The sequence below is a fragment of the Sphingomonas sp. UYAg733 genome, assembly GCF_054057355.1.
Genome location: NZ_JBSRZE010000019.1, coordinates 42,882 through 58,354 on the forward strand (window position 1 = coordinate 42,882; position 15,473 = coordinate 58,354).

General features: G+C 64.2%; 16 protein-coding genes and 2 pseudogenes. 5 read left to right on the top strand and 13 right to left on the bottom strand.

All coding sequences use genetic code 11. The annotated features are described in order from the left end of the window. Positions 1-103: 103 nt before the first annotated feature. Positions 104-1,078, bottom strand: a complete 975-nt coding sequence (locus ACVWZA_RS19690) for a phosphoribosylaminoimidazolesuccinocarboxamide synthase (protein WP_457313107.1) — start codon at positions 1,076-1,078, stop codon at positions 104-106. Positions 1,079-1,416: 338 nt separating this feature from the next. Beyond that, positions 1,417-2,337, bottom strand: a complete 921-nt coding sequence (locus tag ACVWZA_RS19695) for a threonine ammonia-lyase (protein ID WP_457313109.1) — start codon at positions 2,335-2,337, stop codon at positions 1,417-1,419. 94 nt (positions 2,338-2,431) lie between these two features. Between ACVWZA_RS19695 and ACVWZA_RS19700 the strand changes: the two genes are divergently transcribed. Then, entirely contained in the window at positions 2,432-2,923 is a 492-nt protein-coding gene (locus ACVWZA_RS19700; RefSeq protein WP_457313111.1) for an Lrp/AsnC family transcriptional regulator, read from the top strand. A 333-nt stretch (positions 2,924-3,256) separates the two neighbouring features. On the opposite strand, the gene ACVWZA_RS19705 is transcribed toward ACVWZA_RS19700, so the two are convergent. The 3 genes from ACVWZA_RS19705 to ACVWZA_RS19715 all read right to left on the bottom strand — a co-directional run bounded on the left by ACVWZA_RS19705 (position 3,257) and on the right by ACVWZA_RS19715 (position 6,886). After that, on the bottom strand, positions 3,257-3,643 hold the full coding sequence (locus ACVWZA_RS19705; RefSeq protein ID WP_457313113.1) for a VOC family protein: 387 nt from the start codon (positions 3,641-3,643) through the stop codon (positions 3,257-3,259). A gap of 95 nt (positions 3,644-3,738) precedes the next feature. Then, a complete protein-coding gene (locus ACVWZA_RS19710; RefSeq protein WP_457313115.1) occupies positions 3,739-4,122 on the bottom strand; it encodes a VOC family protein in 384 nt (127 codons plus the stop codon). Positions 4,123-4,138: 16 nt separating this feature from the next. Beyond that, a complete protein-coding gene (locus ACVWZA_RS19715; protein WP_457313117.1) occupies positions 4,139-6,886 on the bottom strand; it encodes a [protein-PII] uridylyltransferase in 2,748 nt (915 codons plus the stop codon). Between the two features lie 98 nt (positions 6,887-6,984). Here ACVWZA_RS19715 and ACVWZA_RS19720 point away from each other — a divergent pair, with 98 nt between their 5' ends. After that, positions 6,985-7,683 (top strand): GNAT family N-acetyltransferase, encoded by a 699-nt coding sequence (locus tag ACVWZA_RS19720; RefSeq protein ID WP_457313119.1) that lies wholly within the window; start codon positions 6,985-6,987, stop codon positions 7,681-7,683. Between the two features lie 24 nt (positions 7,684-7,707). Here the strand turns inward: ACVWZA_RS19720 and ACVWZA_RS19725 are convergent, their stop codons facing one another. The 3 genes from ACVWZA_RS19725 to mutS all read right to left on the bottom strand — a co-directional run bounded on the left by ACVWZA_RS19725 (position 7,708) and on the right by mutS (position 11,209). Next, positions 7,708-8,130 (bottom strand): lysozyme inhibitor LprI family protein, encoded by a 423-nt coding sequence (locus ACVWZA_RS19725; RefSeq protein WP_457313121.1) that lies wholly within the window; start codon positions 8,128-8,130, stop codon positions 7,708-7,710. Positions 8,131-8,144: 14 nt separating this feature from the next. Further along, positions 8,145-8,513 carry a hypothetical protein gene (locus tag ACVWZA_RS19730; RefSeq protein ID WP_457313123.1) on the bottom strand — a complete coding sequence of 123 codons (369 nt, stop codon included), beginning with the start codon at positions 8,511-8,513 and terminating at the stop codon, positions 8,145-8,147. A gap of 113 nt (positions 8,514-8,626) precedes the next feature. Beyond that, entirely contained in the window at positions 8,627-11,209 is a 2,583-nt protein-coding gene (gene mutS / locus ACVWZA_RS19735; RefSeq protein WP_457313125.1) for a DNA mismatch repair protein MutS, read from the bottom strand. Between the two features lie 439 nt (positions 11,210-11,648). Between mutS and ACVWZA_RS19740 the strand changes: the two are divergent. Continuing rightward, positions 11,649-12,047, top strand: a pseudogene (locus ACVWZA_RS19740) (TrbC/VirB2 family protein); the annotation flags it as partial. A 190-nt stretch (positions 12,048-12,237) separates the two neighbouring features. Here the strand turns inward: ACVWZA_RS19740 and ACVWZA_RS19745 are convergent. Genes ACVWZA_RS19745 through ACVWZA_RS19760 form a run of 4 tightly spaced genes read right to left on the bottom strand, consistent with a single transcriptional unit; the run spans position 12,238 to position 14,290 of the window. Next, a complete protein-coding gene (locus ACVWZA_RS19745; protein ID WP_457313136.1) occupies positions 12,238-12,873 on the bottom strand; it encodes a JAB domain-containing protein in 636 nt (211 codons plus the stop codon). After that, positions 12,762-13,256 carry a hypothetical protein gene (locus ACVWZA_RS19750; RefSeq protein WP_457313138.1) on the bottom strand — a complete coding sequence of 165 codons (495 nt, stop codon included), beginning with the start codon at positions 13,254-13,256 and terminating at the stop codon, positions 12,762-12,764. The genes ACVWZA_RS19745 and ACVWZA_RS19750 overlap by 112 nt, the downstream gene beginning before the upstream one ends. Positions 13,257-13,289: 33 nt before the next feature. After that, a complete protein-coding gene (locus ACVWZA_RS19755; protein ID WP_457313127.1) occupies positions 13,290-13,631 on the bottom strand; it encodes a hypothetical protein in 342 nt (113 codons plus the stop codon). Positions 13,632-13,678: 47 nt separating this feature from the next. Further along, positions 13,679-14,290 carry a helix-turn-helix domain-containing protein gene (locus ACVWZA_RS19760; RefSeq protein ID WP_457313129.1) on the bottom strand — a complete coding sequence of 204 codons (612 nt, stop codon included), beginning with the start codon at positions 14,288-14,290 and terminating at the stop codon, positions 13,679-13,681. A 319-nt stretch (positions 14,291-14,609) separates the two neighbouring features. Here ACVWZA_RS19760 and ACVWZA_RS19765 point away from each other — a divergent pair, with 319 nt between their 5' ends. Then, positions 14,610-14,795 carry a hypothetical protein gene (locus tag ACVWZA_RS19765; RefSeq protein WP_457313131.1) on the top strand — a complete coding sequence of 62 codons (186 nt, stop codon included), beginning with the start codon at positions 14,610-14,612 and terminating at the stop codon, positions 14,793-14,795. A gap of 200 nt (positions 14,796-14,995) precedes the next feature. After that, entirely contained in the window at positions 14,996-15,205 is a 210-nt protein-coding gene (locus tag ACVWZA_RS19770; protein WP_183111288.1) for a hypothetical protein, read from the top strand. 37 nt (positions 15,206-15,242) lie between these two features. On the opposite strand, the pseudogene ACVWZA_RS19775 reads toward ACVWZA_RS19770, so the two are convergent. Next, positions 15,243-15,473, bottom strand: a pseudogene (locus ACVWZA_RS19775) (IS630 family transposase); the annotation flags it as partial.

Below are 15,473 nucleotides of genomic sequence, written 5' to 3' on the forward strand. Positions count from 1 at the left end.
GCCCAGCTTCCTCTGCAGCCGCTCCGAAGTACACGTTCATGAATGGTCGCCGGTCACACACTGTTCCTCGGCGGTGGATCACGAAAATCAGGTCAATGACCGGTTACACGAACAAAGGCAGCAGCCGGTCGCGGATGCGATCGAGCACCGTTTCGCCTTCAAGATCGGGTTCGAACGGCTGACCGGTGATTGTTTCGAACGCCTCGGCATAGACCGCGGACGTTCCCAGCACGAGATCCTCAGGAATCTCGGGAATGGCCTCCCGATAGGGATCGCATCGGTCGGCTACCCAGGCCCGGACGAAATCCTTATCGAAACTATCGGGCCGCTTGCCGCTTGCGAAACGCCGCTCATAACTCGACTGCTTCCAGTAGCGGCTGCTGTCGGGGGTATGTATCTCGTCGGCGAGGACGATCCTGCCTTCAGGGTCGAGGCCGAATTCATATTTGGTATCCGCCAGGATCAGGCCACGATCGCGCGCCAGCTTCTGGCCGTGGGCGAACAGCGCGAGCGCGGTGGCGCTGACCTCCTCCCATTGCGCCATGGTGAGGAGCTTGCGCTCGAAAATCTCCGCCGGGCTCAGTGGTTCGTCATGGCCGCCGTCGAATTCCTTGCTGGTCGGCGTGATGATCGGACGCGGCAGTTGTTCATTGTCACGCAATCCATCCGGCAACGACATGCCGTACATGGCGAGCTGGCCGTTCTTGTAGAGCGTCAGGATCGAGGTGCCCGTCGTCCCCGCCAGATAGCCGCGCACGACGATCTCGACCGGCAGAATGTCGAGGCGGCGACAGATCAGGACGTTGGGATCCGGATACTCCAGGACATGGTTGCGGCAGATATGGGCGGTCTGCTCGAACCAGAAGCGTGCCGTCTGGGTTAGCAACTGGCCCTTGAACGGGACGGCGCACAAGATTTGATCGAAGGCGCTGAGCCGATCGCTGGCGATGATGATACGGCGGCCATCGGCAAGATCGTAATTGTCGCGCACCTTGCCGCGATAATGATGCGGCAGCTCCGTGATCGTGGCGTCTTCCAGCGTTCGGGCCGCATGGGCGGCGAAATCGTGAAATGGCATGCGGGCAACCTCATATCGGATCGGCCAGTGGCTCCTAGCCCGACTTTTTCGCCCTGCCAGAACTGAATTTATCAGAACTTAATTTGCAAACTCTCGTTGCCGTTCGTGGCGGCGCGTCCGCGAGGGTCGGCAATGTCCATGGCCTCCACACAATACCCATTTACGCCTGCAGAGATTGCAGTCGTAAATCCGCGACTTGCAAGGCGATCTTACTTTTACCGTAACGTAGACCGCCGATCGCACATGCAGTTTATGCATGTGCGATCGGTCATTGTGTCCTTCGGGCGTGAATGAAACAATTGGCTGCCAGGCGATTTGCCTGCCAGTCGACTTGGCCGTCAGTCGATATTGCCGCCGCACAGCGGCACCGCGACGCGCAGGCCGCGCCAGCGATCCGGTTCGGCAATCAGGGCGGCAAGCCCGGCCGCGCCGGCTGGTTCGACGATCAGACCGAGATGCTCGCGCAGCAGATCCATGGCGTGGCGGATCGCCTTGTCCTCGACCAGTACGACATCATCGACGACCTGCCGGACACAATCGACCGCATAGGGAATAGGCACACGCACCGCGATGCCGTCGGCAATCGTGTCCGTCATGGGCAACTCGCCGGGTGGAAGCCCCAACACCGCCCGAGCCATGGCCGGCGCTCCCGTCGCGGCGACCGCGACGATCCGGGTTTGCGGCGCGGCGTGTTTCAGCCAGGTTCCGACCCCCGAAGCGAGCGCTCCATTGCCCAGCGGCACGATCGCCACATCGAAAGGGTCGGCATCGCGGCACATTTCCAGCGCGAGCGTGCCGGCGCCTTCGGCGATCAGGCGGTCGGTGCCATCCTCGACATAGATCTGGCCCTCCTGCGCGGCATAAGCCCGGGCTCCGTCCTTCGCGGCATCGAAATCGGCACCGAACAGCCGGACATCGGCAGCGAGGCGCCGCATTGCCTCGACCTTCGAAACCACCGCGCCGAGCGCGGCGTAAACCGTCAGCCCGATGCCACGCCGCCGCGTAGCCCAGGCCAGGCCCTGGCCGAAATTCCCCGCCGACCCGCACACCAAAGCGGCGCCGCTTTCGAGCCGCGCCGCGAAATTCTCGGCACCGCGCCCCTTGAACGACCGGATTGGATTGGCCGTTTCGTCCTTCAGCAAAAGCGTCGCGCCGATTTCCTGGTCGAGCGCGCGCGATTGTCGCAACGGCGTGGCGAGGAAGACGGGATCGATGATCTTCAGCGCGGCCTCGATGCCGGCAGGATTGGGATGGTTCATGCTTTTGAAGATAGCGTCGGGATGTGCCGGGAGGCGGCGAGTTACGCTGCAAAAATGCACGAAATCGGCGTTTCTAGGTGCTAATGTGCCGGCGATGCCCCGCACCTTCCAACTCGATGGTTTCGACCGCAAGCTCCTGTCGCTGGTTCAGCGCGATGCCGACATGAACGCCGATCGGCTCGGCGAGACGGTCGGCCTGTCGGCGTCGGCGGTGTTGCGTCGACTGAAGCGCCTGAAAGCGCAGGGGGTCATTCTGGCCAATGTGGCGGTTGTCGATCCTGTCCGGGTGGGCAAGCCGACCTTCTTCGTGGTCGCGCTGGAGATCGAGCGCGAACGGCCCGAGATGATCGTGCGCTTGCGCCAATGGCTTAACGAAGACGAGCATATCCAGCAGGTGTTTTATGTGACCGGCAGCGCGGACTTCATCCTGATCGTCGCGGCGCGCGACGTGGAAACCTATGACGCGTTGATGAGCCGCCTGATCGCGGAAAATCCCAATGTGCGGCGCTTCACCACCAACGTCGTGCTCGGCACGGGAAAACGCAGCCTGTCGGTGCCGATCGAAGACAGCGGCCCGTCGAGATGAGCCCCGTCGAGATGAGCATGCCCACCGATATGGCCCAGTCTTAGGAGCTTTCTAGATCGATCGGCGTGGATCGGCGTCGCCCCCATTCGCTGACACTCAGCGCAATCCGGGGCGGGTTCGAGGCCGCAATGGCGGCGTCCTCAGCGCAATATGACAGCCGGTCGCGAGCTTTCATGCAATCGTGCTTGCCGCTTTCCCGCGAAGTCGAGGACGACCTGGCCGCCCCGCGCCGCTCGACACGCAGCGGTTGTTGTTGAGGGTACAAGCCGCCGGCTGCAGATCGCGGTCGATACAGTGCGCGCGATCGGCGGCACGGCGGCGGGATGGCGTCGATCAGGCGGCCGGCATGCGATGCATGGCGCACAGCTTGTTACCCGACGGGTCGCGCAGATAGGCGAGGTAGAGTTCGCCGAAGCTGCCCTGGCGAATGCCGGGTGGATCTTCGCACGAGGCGCCCCCGGCAGAGAGACCCGCGGCATGCCAGGCAGCGGCCTCTTCGGGCGACTTGGCGGCAAAGCCGATCGTGCCGCCATTGGCGCAGCTGGCGGGTTCGCCGTTGATCGGTTTGGAGATCGAGAAGATGCCGGTCGGCGTCACGTAGAAGACGCGCCCCTTTTCATCGACCCGACCCGGCGGAACCCCCAATACCGCGAGCGTCGCGTCGTAGAAGCTTTTCGACTCTTCGACATTGTCCGCGCCGACCATGATATGACTGTACATCTGAAATTTCCTCCGCTGGATCGGCCATCGCCTCAGGGTAATCCTGCCTCCCCGAATGCAGGAGATCGGAACCGCTGTCGACCGACATCCGCCAATCATCTGACCGGCGGTTCCCACAGTTCGATCGCGTTGCCCTCGGGATCATGGATGCGCGCGAACTGGCCGACCGAGGGGTCATTCCATTCCGGCTTGGTGACAATCGCGATGCCCGCCGCGTTGAGCTGTTCGAGCAGCGAGTCGAGATCGCGCACGCGCAAATTGAGCATGAACTGCTTGTCGGCGGCGAAATAGTCGGTCGTTTCCTTGAACGGCGCGAACACCACCGCGCCGCCTTCGGTCTGCCATGACCATTCATCGATCGGCGCCCCCTCGGTCGCGACACAGCCCGCACCCATGCCGAGATGCTCACGGTACCAGGCGGACAATGCGTCCGGATCCTTTGCGCGAAAGAACAGGCCCCCAATTCCCAATACCGGCATCGTCCATCTCCTCCTGTTATTCGCTCTCGACCATATTCCGTCCCGCCGCCGCGTCGAGCAGGCGGCGTTCGATCGTCTTCAGGCGCGGTCCGCCGGCGATCTTGTCGCCGAGCAGATCGGTCAGATAGAAGGTATCGACCGCGCGCTCGCCATAGGTCGCGACATGCGACGAGTGTATCGTCACCTTCGACTGGAACAAGGTGTAAGCGAGCTGGTGCAGCAGCGCCGGTCGGTCGCGCGCATTGACCTCGACCACGGTGAAGCGGTTCGACGCCTTGTTGTCGACCAGCACGTTGGGCGCGATCTCGAACGCTTCGGCGCGCGTGCGCGGCAGGGGCTTGGCCATCAGCCGGTCGAGCATCTTGCCACGATTGGCGAGCGCATCCTCGATCGCGGTCTGCAGCCGGCTGAGCTGCCCGGCATCGTCGAACGGGCGGCCAAAGGGATCCTGGACGAGGAAATTGTCCAGCGCCATGCCGTCGCGCGTGGTGTGGATGCGTGCATCGATGATGTTGCCGCCCGCGACATGGATCGCCCCCGCGATGCGGTAGAACAGGCCGGGATGGTCGGCGGCATAGACCGTGACCAGAGTCGCGCCGCGTTCGGGATAGACCTGCGCCGCGATCGACAGCTGCGCGCTTCCGGCCGCCTCGATCAGCCGGGCATTACGCGCCAGCACATCCTCGGGCTCGGCGACCCAATAGGGTTCGGGCAAGCGCTTCACCAGGCGGGCGAAAGTCGCATCGTCCCAGCCGAGCGTCGCCTGCAGCGTTTCCTGCTTGGCGGCGATGCGGTCGGCGCGGCCCTTTTGCTTATGGCCGAGGCGCAGCACTTCCTCGGCGGATTCGTACAGGTCGGACAGCAATTGCCGCTTCCAGCCATTCCACACGCCCGGTCCGACCGCGCGAATATCGACCACGGTTAGCGCAAGCAGCATCCTGAGGCGTTCGGGGCTTTGCACCACTTCGGCGAAATCGAGGATCGTCTTGAAGTCCGACAGGTCGCGCTTGAACGCGGTCGCCGACATCAGCAAATGCGCGCGGACCAGCCAGGCGACGTTCTCGGTCTCCGCCGGGGTCAGCCCGAAGCGCGGGCAGAGCCGGTGCGCGACTTCGGCGCCGAGCACCGAATGATCGCCGCCGCGGCCCTTGGCGATGTCGTGCAGCAGCACCGCGACATAGAGCGCGCGGCGCGATACGATCTGCTTCATGATCGCGGTGGAGAGCGGGTGATCCTCGTTGAGCTCGCCATGCTCGATCTTCGACAACAGCCCGATCGCGCGGATGGTGTGTTCGTCGACGGTATAGTGATGATACATGTCGAACTGCATCTGCGCGACGACGCGGCCGAAATCGGGCACGAAGCGGCCGAACACCCCCGCTTCGTTCATCCAGCGCAACACAGTTTCGGGATCGCGTGGGGAGGTCAGCACGTCGAGGAAATAGGCGTTGGCGTCGGGGTCCTTGCGGATGTCATCGGCGAGTTTCGCGTCGCGCGCGGCGGCGCGCATCGCCAGCGGGTGGATCTCCAGCCCATGCTTGTCGGCGAGCGCGAACATCTCGATCAGCCGCACCGGTTTCTTCGCGAGGAAATCGTCCGACGGCAAGGTAATCCGCCCGCGTTCGAGCCGGAACCCGTTGAGCTTGCTCGGGTGGCGGCGAAGCGTCGGCAGACCGAAGCGGCGGCCGCGCGCGGCGAACTTCTCATCGAGATGCGCGAGGAAGACGCCAGTAAGGTTGCCGACCGTCTTCGCCTGCAGGAAGTAATATTGCATGAAGCGCTCGACGCTCGACTTGCCCGGGCGATCGGCGAAGCGCAGCCGTTCGGCAATCTCGCGCTGCAGGTCGAAGGTCAGCCGGTCCTCGGCGCGGCCGGCGATGCTGTGCAACTGGCAGCGCACTGACCAGAGAAAATTCTCCGCGCGGTGAAACTGGCGATACTCGTCGGCGGTTAGCAGCCCGGCACCGACCAGCTCGGCCGAGCTCTGCACGTTATAGGCGTATTTGCCGATCCAGAACAGCGTGTGGAGATCGCGCAGGCCGCCCTTGCCCTCCTTCACATTGGGTTCGACGACATAGCGTGTGTCGCCCATCTTGCGGTGGCGGATGTCGCGCTCGACCAGCTTGTCGGCGATGAAGGCGCGCGCGGTATCGGTCTGCACCTCGGCCTTGAAGCGGCGTGCGGCTTCTTCGTAGAGCGCGGTATCGCCCCACACATAGCGCGCCTCGAGCAAGGCGGTGCGGATGGTGATGTCGCTCTTCGCCTGGCGCACCATTTCGTCGAGCGAGCGGCTGCTATGGCCGACCTTCAGGCCGAGATCCCACAGCGCGTAGAGCATGGTCTCGATCACCTGCTCGCTCCACCCGGTCTGTTTCCAAGGAGTAAGGAAGCCGATATCGATGTCGGAATGCGGCGCCATCTCACCGCGCCCATAACCGCCGACCGCAATCAGGGTGAGGCGTTCCGAAGCGGTCGCGTTGTTGACCGGATAAAGCCGGGTAACGGTGAAGTCGTAAAGCAGACGCAGCAACTGATCGGTCAGGAACGCCTGCGCGGCGGCGGCCTCGAGCCCGCGCGACGGGTGTTCGACCAGCCGGCGGACTATCTCGGCGCGCCCGGCGTCGAGTGCTGCCTTGAGTTGCACCGCGGCGGCGCAGCGCAGTGCGACCTTGTCGTCACCCTCCAGCGCGGCGAGGGTATCGGCAAGCACTCGGCGATCGATGATCGCGCGGCGCTGGGGCAGGGAGTCGAAGCGGCCGGTCATGCGGATCAGATAGTGGGTTCCGCGGCTTGCGTCACGAGCGATACTTTGGGCACATGATACGGGGTGATCCCAGGCGTCGATCGTGCTTGAAAGGGGCTATGACGAAAAACCCTCATCCACTCGACCGCCCCGTCTGGAATTCGCTGACCAACCGCCAGGCGCACCTCGCGCTCGGCGACACGCGTGCGCTGCGTTATGCGCCCGCGATCAACCTGTTCGGTGCCGCGGCCGACGACAGTCCGGGCAATCTGTTCGCGCTGGCCTGCCTGTTGCCGCCGAGCGGGACGCTCGGGCTGGTCGAGGTGGGGGAGGTGGCGTTGCCGCCCGACAGCGTGATCCGGTCGCGCGCAACGATCGACCAGATGGTGCTGACCGACCTCACCGCGCCCAGATTGCAGATTGGGGGCGATCCGGTCGACTTCGTCGCACTGGGCGATGACGATGCCCCGGAGATGCTCGCGCTGGCGACCCTGACTGCGCCGGGGCCGTTCTTTGCCCAGACCAACCGGCTCGGCGATTTTATCGGCGTGAAGCAGGACGGGCGGCTTGTCGCGATGGCCGGCGAGCGGATGAAACCGACCGGCTTCACCGAGGTAAGTGCGGTATGCACCCATCCCGACCATCGCGGCCATGGTTATGCTCGCGCGCTGATGCAGGTGGTGATCGAGCGCATTCTCGCGCGGAATGAGGCGGTATTCCTGCATGTCTATCCCGGCAACGGCGCGATCCCGCTATATGAGGCGCTCGGTTTCTCGTGGCGCGCGGCGATGACCTACACTGTGCTGGAGCGACGTTGAATCGGGATAGCCGGATCGCGGCGATCAGGAATCGATCGCGATTATCCGCGCATAGTTTTCGAGTTGCAGCGTACGGTCGCGAACGATGACCGTTGCGCCGGCCGCCTGCATTGGCACATACATCGTGCCTTGCCGGGTCGCGTAAAGCGCGTCGCGCGCCTTGCTCTCGGCATCGCGAAAGGCGAGCCATGCCTGCTGGGCCTGGCGCAGATTCTGTGCCGCAGGCCGGGGCAAAGTTCGCATGAGTGTCGCATAGGCGGCATTCATGCGGCGGTCATAGGCGCGCGCCGCGTTCGCCTCGCATTGGGTCTGGCCGGCGGTCGACGCGTTGGCAGCATCGTCGAGGCAGCGGGTCAGCTCGGCGGCGGTCGCGTCCGTCCGAGGCGTCGCCGCCAGACCTGCCGATCCGATGCCGAGCAGCAGCAGCACGATCGATGATTTGATCATGTGCGCCATCTTCATCATCGGTCGCGCTGGATCCGTGATTTCCGTACCGCTACTGCGCCACCAATCGTCAGGGCCAGCCCGATCCCGATCAGGAACATCGCCAGTGTATTGCCGCCGACTTCGCGACTGTTGGCAGCGCTGATCGCGCGCGCCGCGCTGTCCGCGTCCGCTGCGGTCATCGCGGCGGCGAAGGCCGTGTCGCGGCATTTCTCCAGCATCTCCGGTGCCTGATCCGCACCTCGGTCCCTGACCTGATCTTGGCACCGCGTCACCATCGCGGAATCCGCCTGGGGTGGGCCGCCGGTCAGGGACATGAACGCTCCCGCTGCGAGTAGCACGAGGCCGATGATCACCAGCAGCAGCGGATTTTTCTTCAGCACCATCGCCTCCCGTCGCGCGACCGACTTGCCGCCAGCTCATTTAACGGGCGATCGATGGCCTTTGTTTCGCCGATCCGGAATAGAGCATGGCGTTCAGTGCATAAGCGTCACCGCTCTCAACCATTTCCCTCGCGCGCCAGCGACTTCAATCGATACAGCACTTCCAGCGCTTCGCGCGGGGTGAGGGCATCGACGTCAAGCGTTTCGACTTCGGTGCGGATCGCGTCGCGTTCCTCTTCTGCCGTCTCGACCATGGCGGCGAACAGGGGGAGGTCGTCCAGGCCCGCGGCGAGGCCGCCGGTCCTGGCGCGACCTGCCTCCAGCTTGGCCAGCACCGATTTCGCGCGGGCGACGGTGATTGGCGGCAAGCCGGCGAGGCGGGCGACGGCAAGGCCGTAGCTGCGGTCGGCCGGGCCTTCGGAGACCTCGTGCAGCAGGACCAGTTCGCCCTTCCATTCGCGCGCGCGGACATGATGGAGGGTGAGCGCGTCGCAGCGTTCGGCGAGGCGGGTAAGCTCGTGATAATGCGTCGCGAACAGGCAGCGGCAGCGATTATCCTCATGGATCGCCTCGACCACCGCCCACGCGATGGCGAGGCCGTCATAGGTGCTGGTGCCGCGCCCGACTTCGTCGAGGATGACGAAGCTGCGCGGGGTCGCCTGCGCCAGGATCGCGGCGGTTTCGACCATCTCGACCATGAAGGTCGAACGGCCGCGTGCGAGATTGTCTGATGCGCCGACGCGGCTGAACAGCCGGTCGACCAGACCGAGCTTCGCCGATGTTGCGGGCACATAGCTGCCGGCTTGCGCAAGCACCGCGATCAGCGCGTTCTGGCGCAGGAAGGTCGATTTGCCGCCCATGTTCGGGCCGGTGACGAGCCACAGCCGCGAATCCTCGGACAGGCGGCAGTCATTGGCGACGAAGCGCTCGCCGCGCTTGGCCAGCGCATCCTCGACCACCGGATGGCGGCCGCCCTCAATCTCGAAACAGGCGTGGTCGACCAAAGCCGGGCGAGTCCAGCCGCCTTCGCTGGCGCGTTCGGCGAGGCCCGATGCGACGTCGAAGCGGGCAAGCGCGTCGGCGGTCGCGGCGACGGGCTCGCGCCGGTCGAGCGCGGCCTGAGTCAGATCCTCGAGATGCGCGGCCTCCGCCGCCAGCGCGTGCGCGCCGGCTTGCGTCACCTTGAGCGCGACCTCGTGCAGTTCGGGCGCGTTGAAACGAACCGCGCCGGCCATGGTCTGGCGGTGCGTGAAGCCGCTTTCGGGCTTCATCAGCGCATCGGCGACGCGCGCCGGCACTTCGATATGATAGCCGAGCACGCCGTTATGACGGATCTTCAATTGGGCGATGCCGGTGCGGGCGCGATAGTCAGCCTCCAGCGCGGCGATAGCCCGCCTGCCGCCGGCGCCGGCATCGCGCAAGTCGTCGAGCGCGGCGTCGTAACCCGGTGCGATGTAACCACCGTCCGACGCGTCGATCGGCGGGGAGGGGACGAATGCGCGGGTCAACAGGTCGATCAGCGCGCCGTGCCCGCGAAGCTGCGGCGCAAGTGCGGCGAGCAAAGCGGGCGGCTCGTCCACGCGGTCGAGCCGTTCGCCCAATCGTGCGGCCCCATCGAGGCCATCGCGGAGCTGGCCGAGATCGCGCGGTGAGCCGCGTCCCGCCGCGAGCCGGCCGAGCGCGCGGCCGATATCGGGCAAGCTGCGCAGGGTCGCACGGAGCTGTTCGCGCAAGGCTCCGTCATCGGCGAGCGACTGGACGAGGTTGAGCCGGTCCTCGATGCCCGTGCGGTCCATCAGCGGTGCGCCAATATCGGCGGCGAGCAAACGCGCGCCGGCGCCGGTGACGGTGCGGTCGATCGCGTCGAGCAGGCTGCCCTTGCGCTGTCCGGTCGCGGTCTGGGTCAGTTCGAGGCTTTCGCGCGTCGCGGCGTCAATCGCCATCTGGCGCGCGGCCTGATGCAGGCGCGGCGGGCGCAGAAAGGGCAGGGAGCCGCGCGCAGTGTGGTCGAGATAAGCGACGAGACCACCGGCCGCGGCGAGCGCGGCGCGGCTGAACTGGCCGAAACCGTCGAGCGTGGCGACGCCGAACAGCTCCTTCAGCCGTGCTTCGCCGCGCGCGCTGTCGAACTCGGTCCTGGGGCGTCGCATGGTCGCCGCCTCGCCGAACGCGGTCGCTTCCGACGCGATCGTTTCGGCCGGATTGAGCCGGGCGAGCTGCGCGCCGAGCCCAGCCGCATCGGCCTCGATCAGTTCGAAACGGCCGGTCGATACATCGGCGGCGGCGATCGCCACGGTATTTTGCGCTTCGCCGATCGCGACGCACCAATTGGCGGTTCGCGCGTCGAGCAACGCCTCTTCGGTCAGCGTACCGGCGGTGACGACGCGAACGATGGCGCGGCCGACCAGGGTCTTGCCGCCGCGCTTCCTCGCTTCGGCCGGGCTTTCTGTTTGCTCGGCCAGGGCGACGCGGTGGCCGGCCTTGATCAGGCGCGCGAGATATACTTCCGCCGAATGCGCGGGCACGCCGCACATCGGAATCGGCACGCCGTCATGTTCGCCACGCGCGGTGAGCGCGATGTCGAGACAGGCGGCGGCGATCTTCGCGTCTTCGAAAAACATCTCGAAGAAATCGCCCATGCGATAGAAGAGGAGGCAATCATCGGCCTGCGCTTTCAGCGCGAGATATTGCGCCATCATCGGAGTCGGGGCGCTTATGGGCGTGGGGGCGGTCTGGGCGGAAGCCATGGACAAGCGGTTAGCGGGAAACTTCCGGCTCGTCATGCCGGAGTAACGCAATAATTAGAGCAGGGACCATTTGCACGCGTCGCGAGCTTGTTCCGACAATGAGAAAGAGCGAGCCGACATAGGTTTGGCAAAAGATGCAAGACCACACCTTGTGTCATGGTTGAATCATTGCGGGTGACAGAGCTGAGAGGTGGAGCGGCGGGGAGATATGGGACACCGATAATGTCCCGTATCTCATGCTGCTGCTTCACGATGAATTCTATATAATTATTATATATCAGATACTTAATGTGGATTAGGCGAGGTTGGATGATGCCAGGCCGTGAGGAGATACGGGACATCGAGCGGATCCTGAAATCGACCGGGCTCCCGCGTTGTCAAATGTCATTCCATGCAAGTTTCCGATGTGGCTTTGCCCAAGCAATCTCTGCTCAGCACTCCGGTTGTTTGGGGGAGATGGGCAAGCCGCTGGCTGATCGACGGGCGCGCTGCTAAACGATCCGGCGCAACATCCAGGACGCCCATCGCCATGGCGAGCTTCGCCGTCTTTTCCTATTCGCTGGCCGATCCGATCGGGTCCGATCCGCTGGTCGCAGCGATGGCGTGGTTGCAGGGAACCGTGCTCGGCACGGTCGCGACGACGATCGCGATCGTCGCGGTCGCGGTAATCGGGCTGATGATGCTGAGCGGGCGGGTCAACTGGCGCTATGGCGCGACGGTGATCACCGGGTGTTTCATCCTGTTCGGCGCGGCCGGCATCGCCGCGGGAATCCGATCGGCGGCAAGCGGTGGCGGTACATATGATCCGGTGGTCGCGGCGCCTTATGTCGCAGCCCCGGTACCCCTGCCGCCTGTCGTTCCGCCACCGCCACCGACCGCTTACGATCCCTATGCCGGCGCCGCGCCACGCAATATGTAGGGCAAGACGCCGGGTCGGCTGAGCGGATCGGGGCTGCCGCGCCTGTCACCGCCGCAATCGCTTACCATAATCCCTGGTCGACCATACTCGCATGGCCTGTGCTGCCGACGATCAGATGGTCGATCACGAACACGCCGACGGTCTTGGCCGCAGCGGCGATCGCGCGGGTCAGGTCTGTGTCGGAGCGGCTTGGTGTGACATCGCCGGAGGGATGGTTGTGGACCAGGATCAGCCCGTTCGCGTCCAGTTCCAGCGCGCGCTTGACGATCGTGCGGACATGGACCTGGCACTGGTCGATCGTCCCGCTCCACATCTCCTCGTCGCGGATCAGCCGGTGGCGTACGTCGAGGAACAGCACCCGGAAATGTTCGTTGCCGGCATAGGCCAGCTCGGCACGCAGATAATCGAGCACCGCCGTCATGTTGGGCATGAGCGGCCGTTGCCGCAGGTCGGTGCGCAACGCGTGGCGCATCGCCTGGCGGAACGCGGCGATCAGGCTGACCGCACGGGTATCGCCGCCCGTCGCCCGCATCTGCGCCCGGCGCGTTGCCGCAAGGACGCCGGGAAAGGAACCGAACTCAGCAATCAGCGCGGCGGCGGTCGCGGTAACGGCCGGGCCAGGAGGGGATCCGCCGGCGATGACCCCTTCCAGGATGCGTCGACACCCAGCAGCGTCAGCCGGCGCTGGTGCAACCAGGTGGCGACGATCAGCAGGATTGCCGCTGGCCAGCCCCAGAGCGACAGCATGATCTGATACGCCGTTCGAATGACGCGTGGGTCGAGCAGCTTCGCGATGTGCCCGCCGACCGCCATAAGTAGAAGCGCGCTCATCCATATCGGCCATACCCTGTTGGCTCGGAGCATGATAACCAAGACAGTGACAAATAACAAGGCATCAACGACGAAGACTCCTGTCTCTATATTCAAGTAGCGCTCCGGCTTGTATGAGCGGACGACAATTGTCAGAATATAAGCGACAAGAAAGGCGTAAGCAGTAAGGCGCTCCGGACCGCCGCCGCGTCTGGCCGCGTAGCCGCATGCGGCGAGCAGCAACGCCAGGAATAGGGCGATCCGGAACATAGGTGGTATGTATAACATACATACAGGCGATCGTCACGCTATTGCATGCAACCCTTCGCCCTTTGGTCTGTCGATCGGTGAGCATTCGTCACTGTCACCAAACCAGGCGCGCAGGCCGGCGGCGTCGCGTACCGCAGCAAGGTCGGGATGGAGCGAGATTACGTCGCGCCGCGCCTCGATCAAACGGCTGGACAATGCGTGCATGCGACCCAGTTCATCGAGCCCGGTGGCGATCGGCACGCCGGACAGCGCGCGCGCCTCCATCATTGTGGCGAGGCAGCGCGTCGCGAGCATCGCGGCATGGTCGATCGCTTCCTCGGCCGGGCGGAAAGCTTCTGCGACCGACTGCGCGGCGGTCATGCGTTGATTGAGCATAATCTTCCCCCTTCGCGCGGCGCGGCAGGCGCAGCACGGTTTGTTGTTCATTGCGGTGGATAGGCCCAGGCGATGAGCAACTGCTGCAGCTCATGGGCGATTGCCAGGAAGCCCGCCAGCAAAGCGGCGAGCAGAAAGGCTGCGACGATCGCAACGATCACGCGGTATCGTTTGATCAGGTCATGAAGGCTTGCTCCTTCGCTGGCACCCCGTGGGTCGGGCGGCACGCTCGGGTTCCTGTGGATGAACGGAGCGATTTCCTCCCTCACCGCATGGATCCCGAACTCGTCGCCATCGCCGTGGAGCGGTGGTTGCAAGGAACGATGTGCGGCGTAATCCCAGGGGGCGGCAAGGTCCTGTGGTTCGTTGACGAAGGCTTCGTCATTGTCCGGATCGGGGTCCGGATCGGGGCCCGGATCCGGATCGGGGCTCGGCCCGGACCCCGGTTGAAGACGGGACCGGTGGGTGCGGACCAACTCCGCCGCGTCGAACCGGGTCGCCGCGCCCAATAGCCTGGTCGCGTTTTCGATTTCGCGGTGGATAGTGTGATGCGAGCGGCCGAGAAAGCGCGCAATATCCTTGGTCCGTTTGCCCTGGCCGACGAGGCGCAAACATTCGATTTGTCTTGCCGACAGCTGGTCAAGCCTGTCTTCGGTCATTTATCACCGCCGTTGCAATCTATTTTAAACGAAAGTGAAAGCGATGTCGCCATCAACAAAGTTACAATTCTAAGGTACATCACGGCTCGCGCCGATCATGCAGCCGTCGGGCGTTTACAAATTTGATAACCATCTCCAACGGGAGAAAAGAGGCGTGTTTCGCAATAGGAGATTGATGTCAAAAAGAGTTTTAACATCAATCTCAATACAGATTTTCATTAAGCGAGGCCGTCATGAACCAGTCTATCGGCGGCGCTGACCGGATCGTGTTTGCGCGCGGCGAGCCTATGGGGACAAGCGCGCGAAACGCTATTCGGCGGTGGAGGACAAGAAGGGCTGGCACGACGAAGGGCAGTTGCCGCCGACGATCAACTGCTCGGCTGAGCTCAATATCGGCCCGTCGGTATCGCCCTCGGGAAAATTCTACTGGTCGGCGGCGTGCGGTCCGGGCGAGACGCGGCTCGACCTGTGGAGCGGCGACTTGCCGCCCGCCACGCGCCGGTGAGAGGGGACGATAGGGCAGCGTTCCCGTCGCGGGAATCCAATCGCTCGCTAAATCCGGTCCGATCGTCTATATGAAGGACAATCGCCGGCGCGACGCCGGGACATCCAGCGACCGGAAGCCGATCCGCTCCCCTTTTGCCGAAGTCCTCGCCAACGTCCAGCCACCCGACGATCCCGTCGGCGGCGGTGATGGAGAAGACTATGTCGAGAATCCCCGTTCGCCCATTTCTGATCGCCAAGGACGAGGATGGCGTGTTCCGCCTGACCGTGCGCAGCACGCGCTACAATTCGCAGAACTACCCGATCGTCACCGCCGCGTTGCAGGACGAGACTTTCAAGACCGCCACTGCGGCGCGCGCCTTTGCACGCGACAATTTCGGTGCCGAGCCGGGGCAATACGCGTCGAAATAGCGGCTTTGGCCGGCTTGCCGGGCCATGCGCCGTTTCGCTAGTGGATTGATTCCAACGTTTGGTGCCCGCGCCTGACAGCTGCGATAATGTGATCGGGATCGGCCTTCCAGACGAACGGTCGTGGTTCGTGATTATGCTCTTTGATGAAGCGGTTGATGGCAGCCTGGAGGTCAACGACGGAGTGGAAGACGCCGTGCTTCAGGCGTCGTCGGGTCAGCGTGGCGAAGAAGCCCTCGACAGCGTTGAGCCACGAGCAGGATGTCGGGAC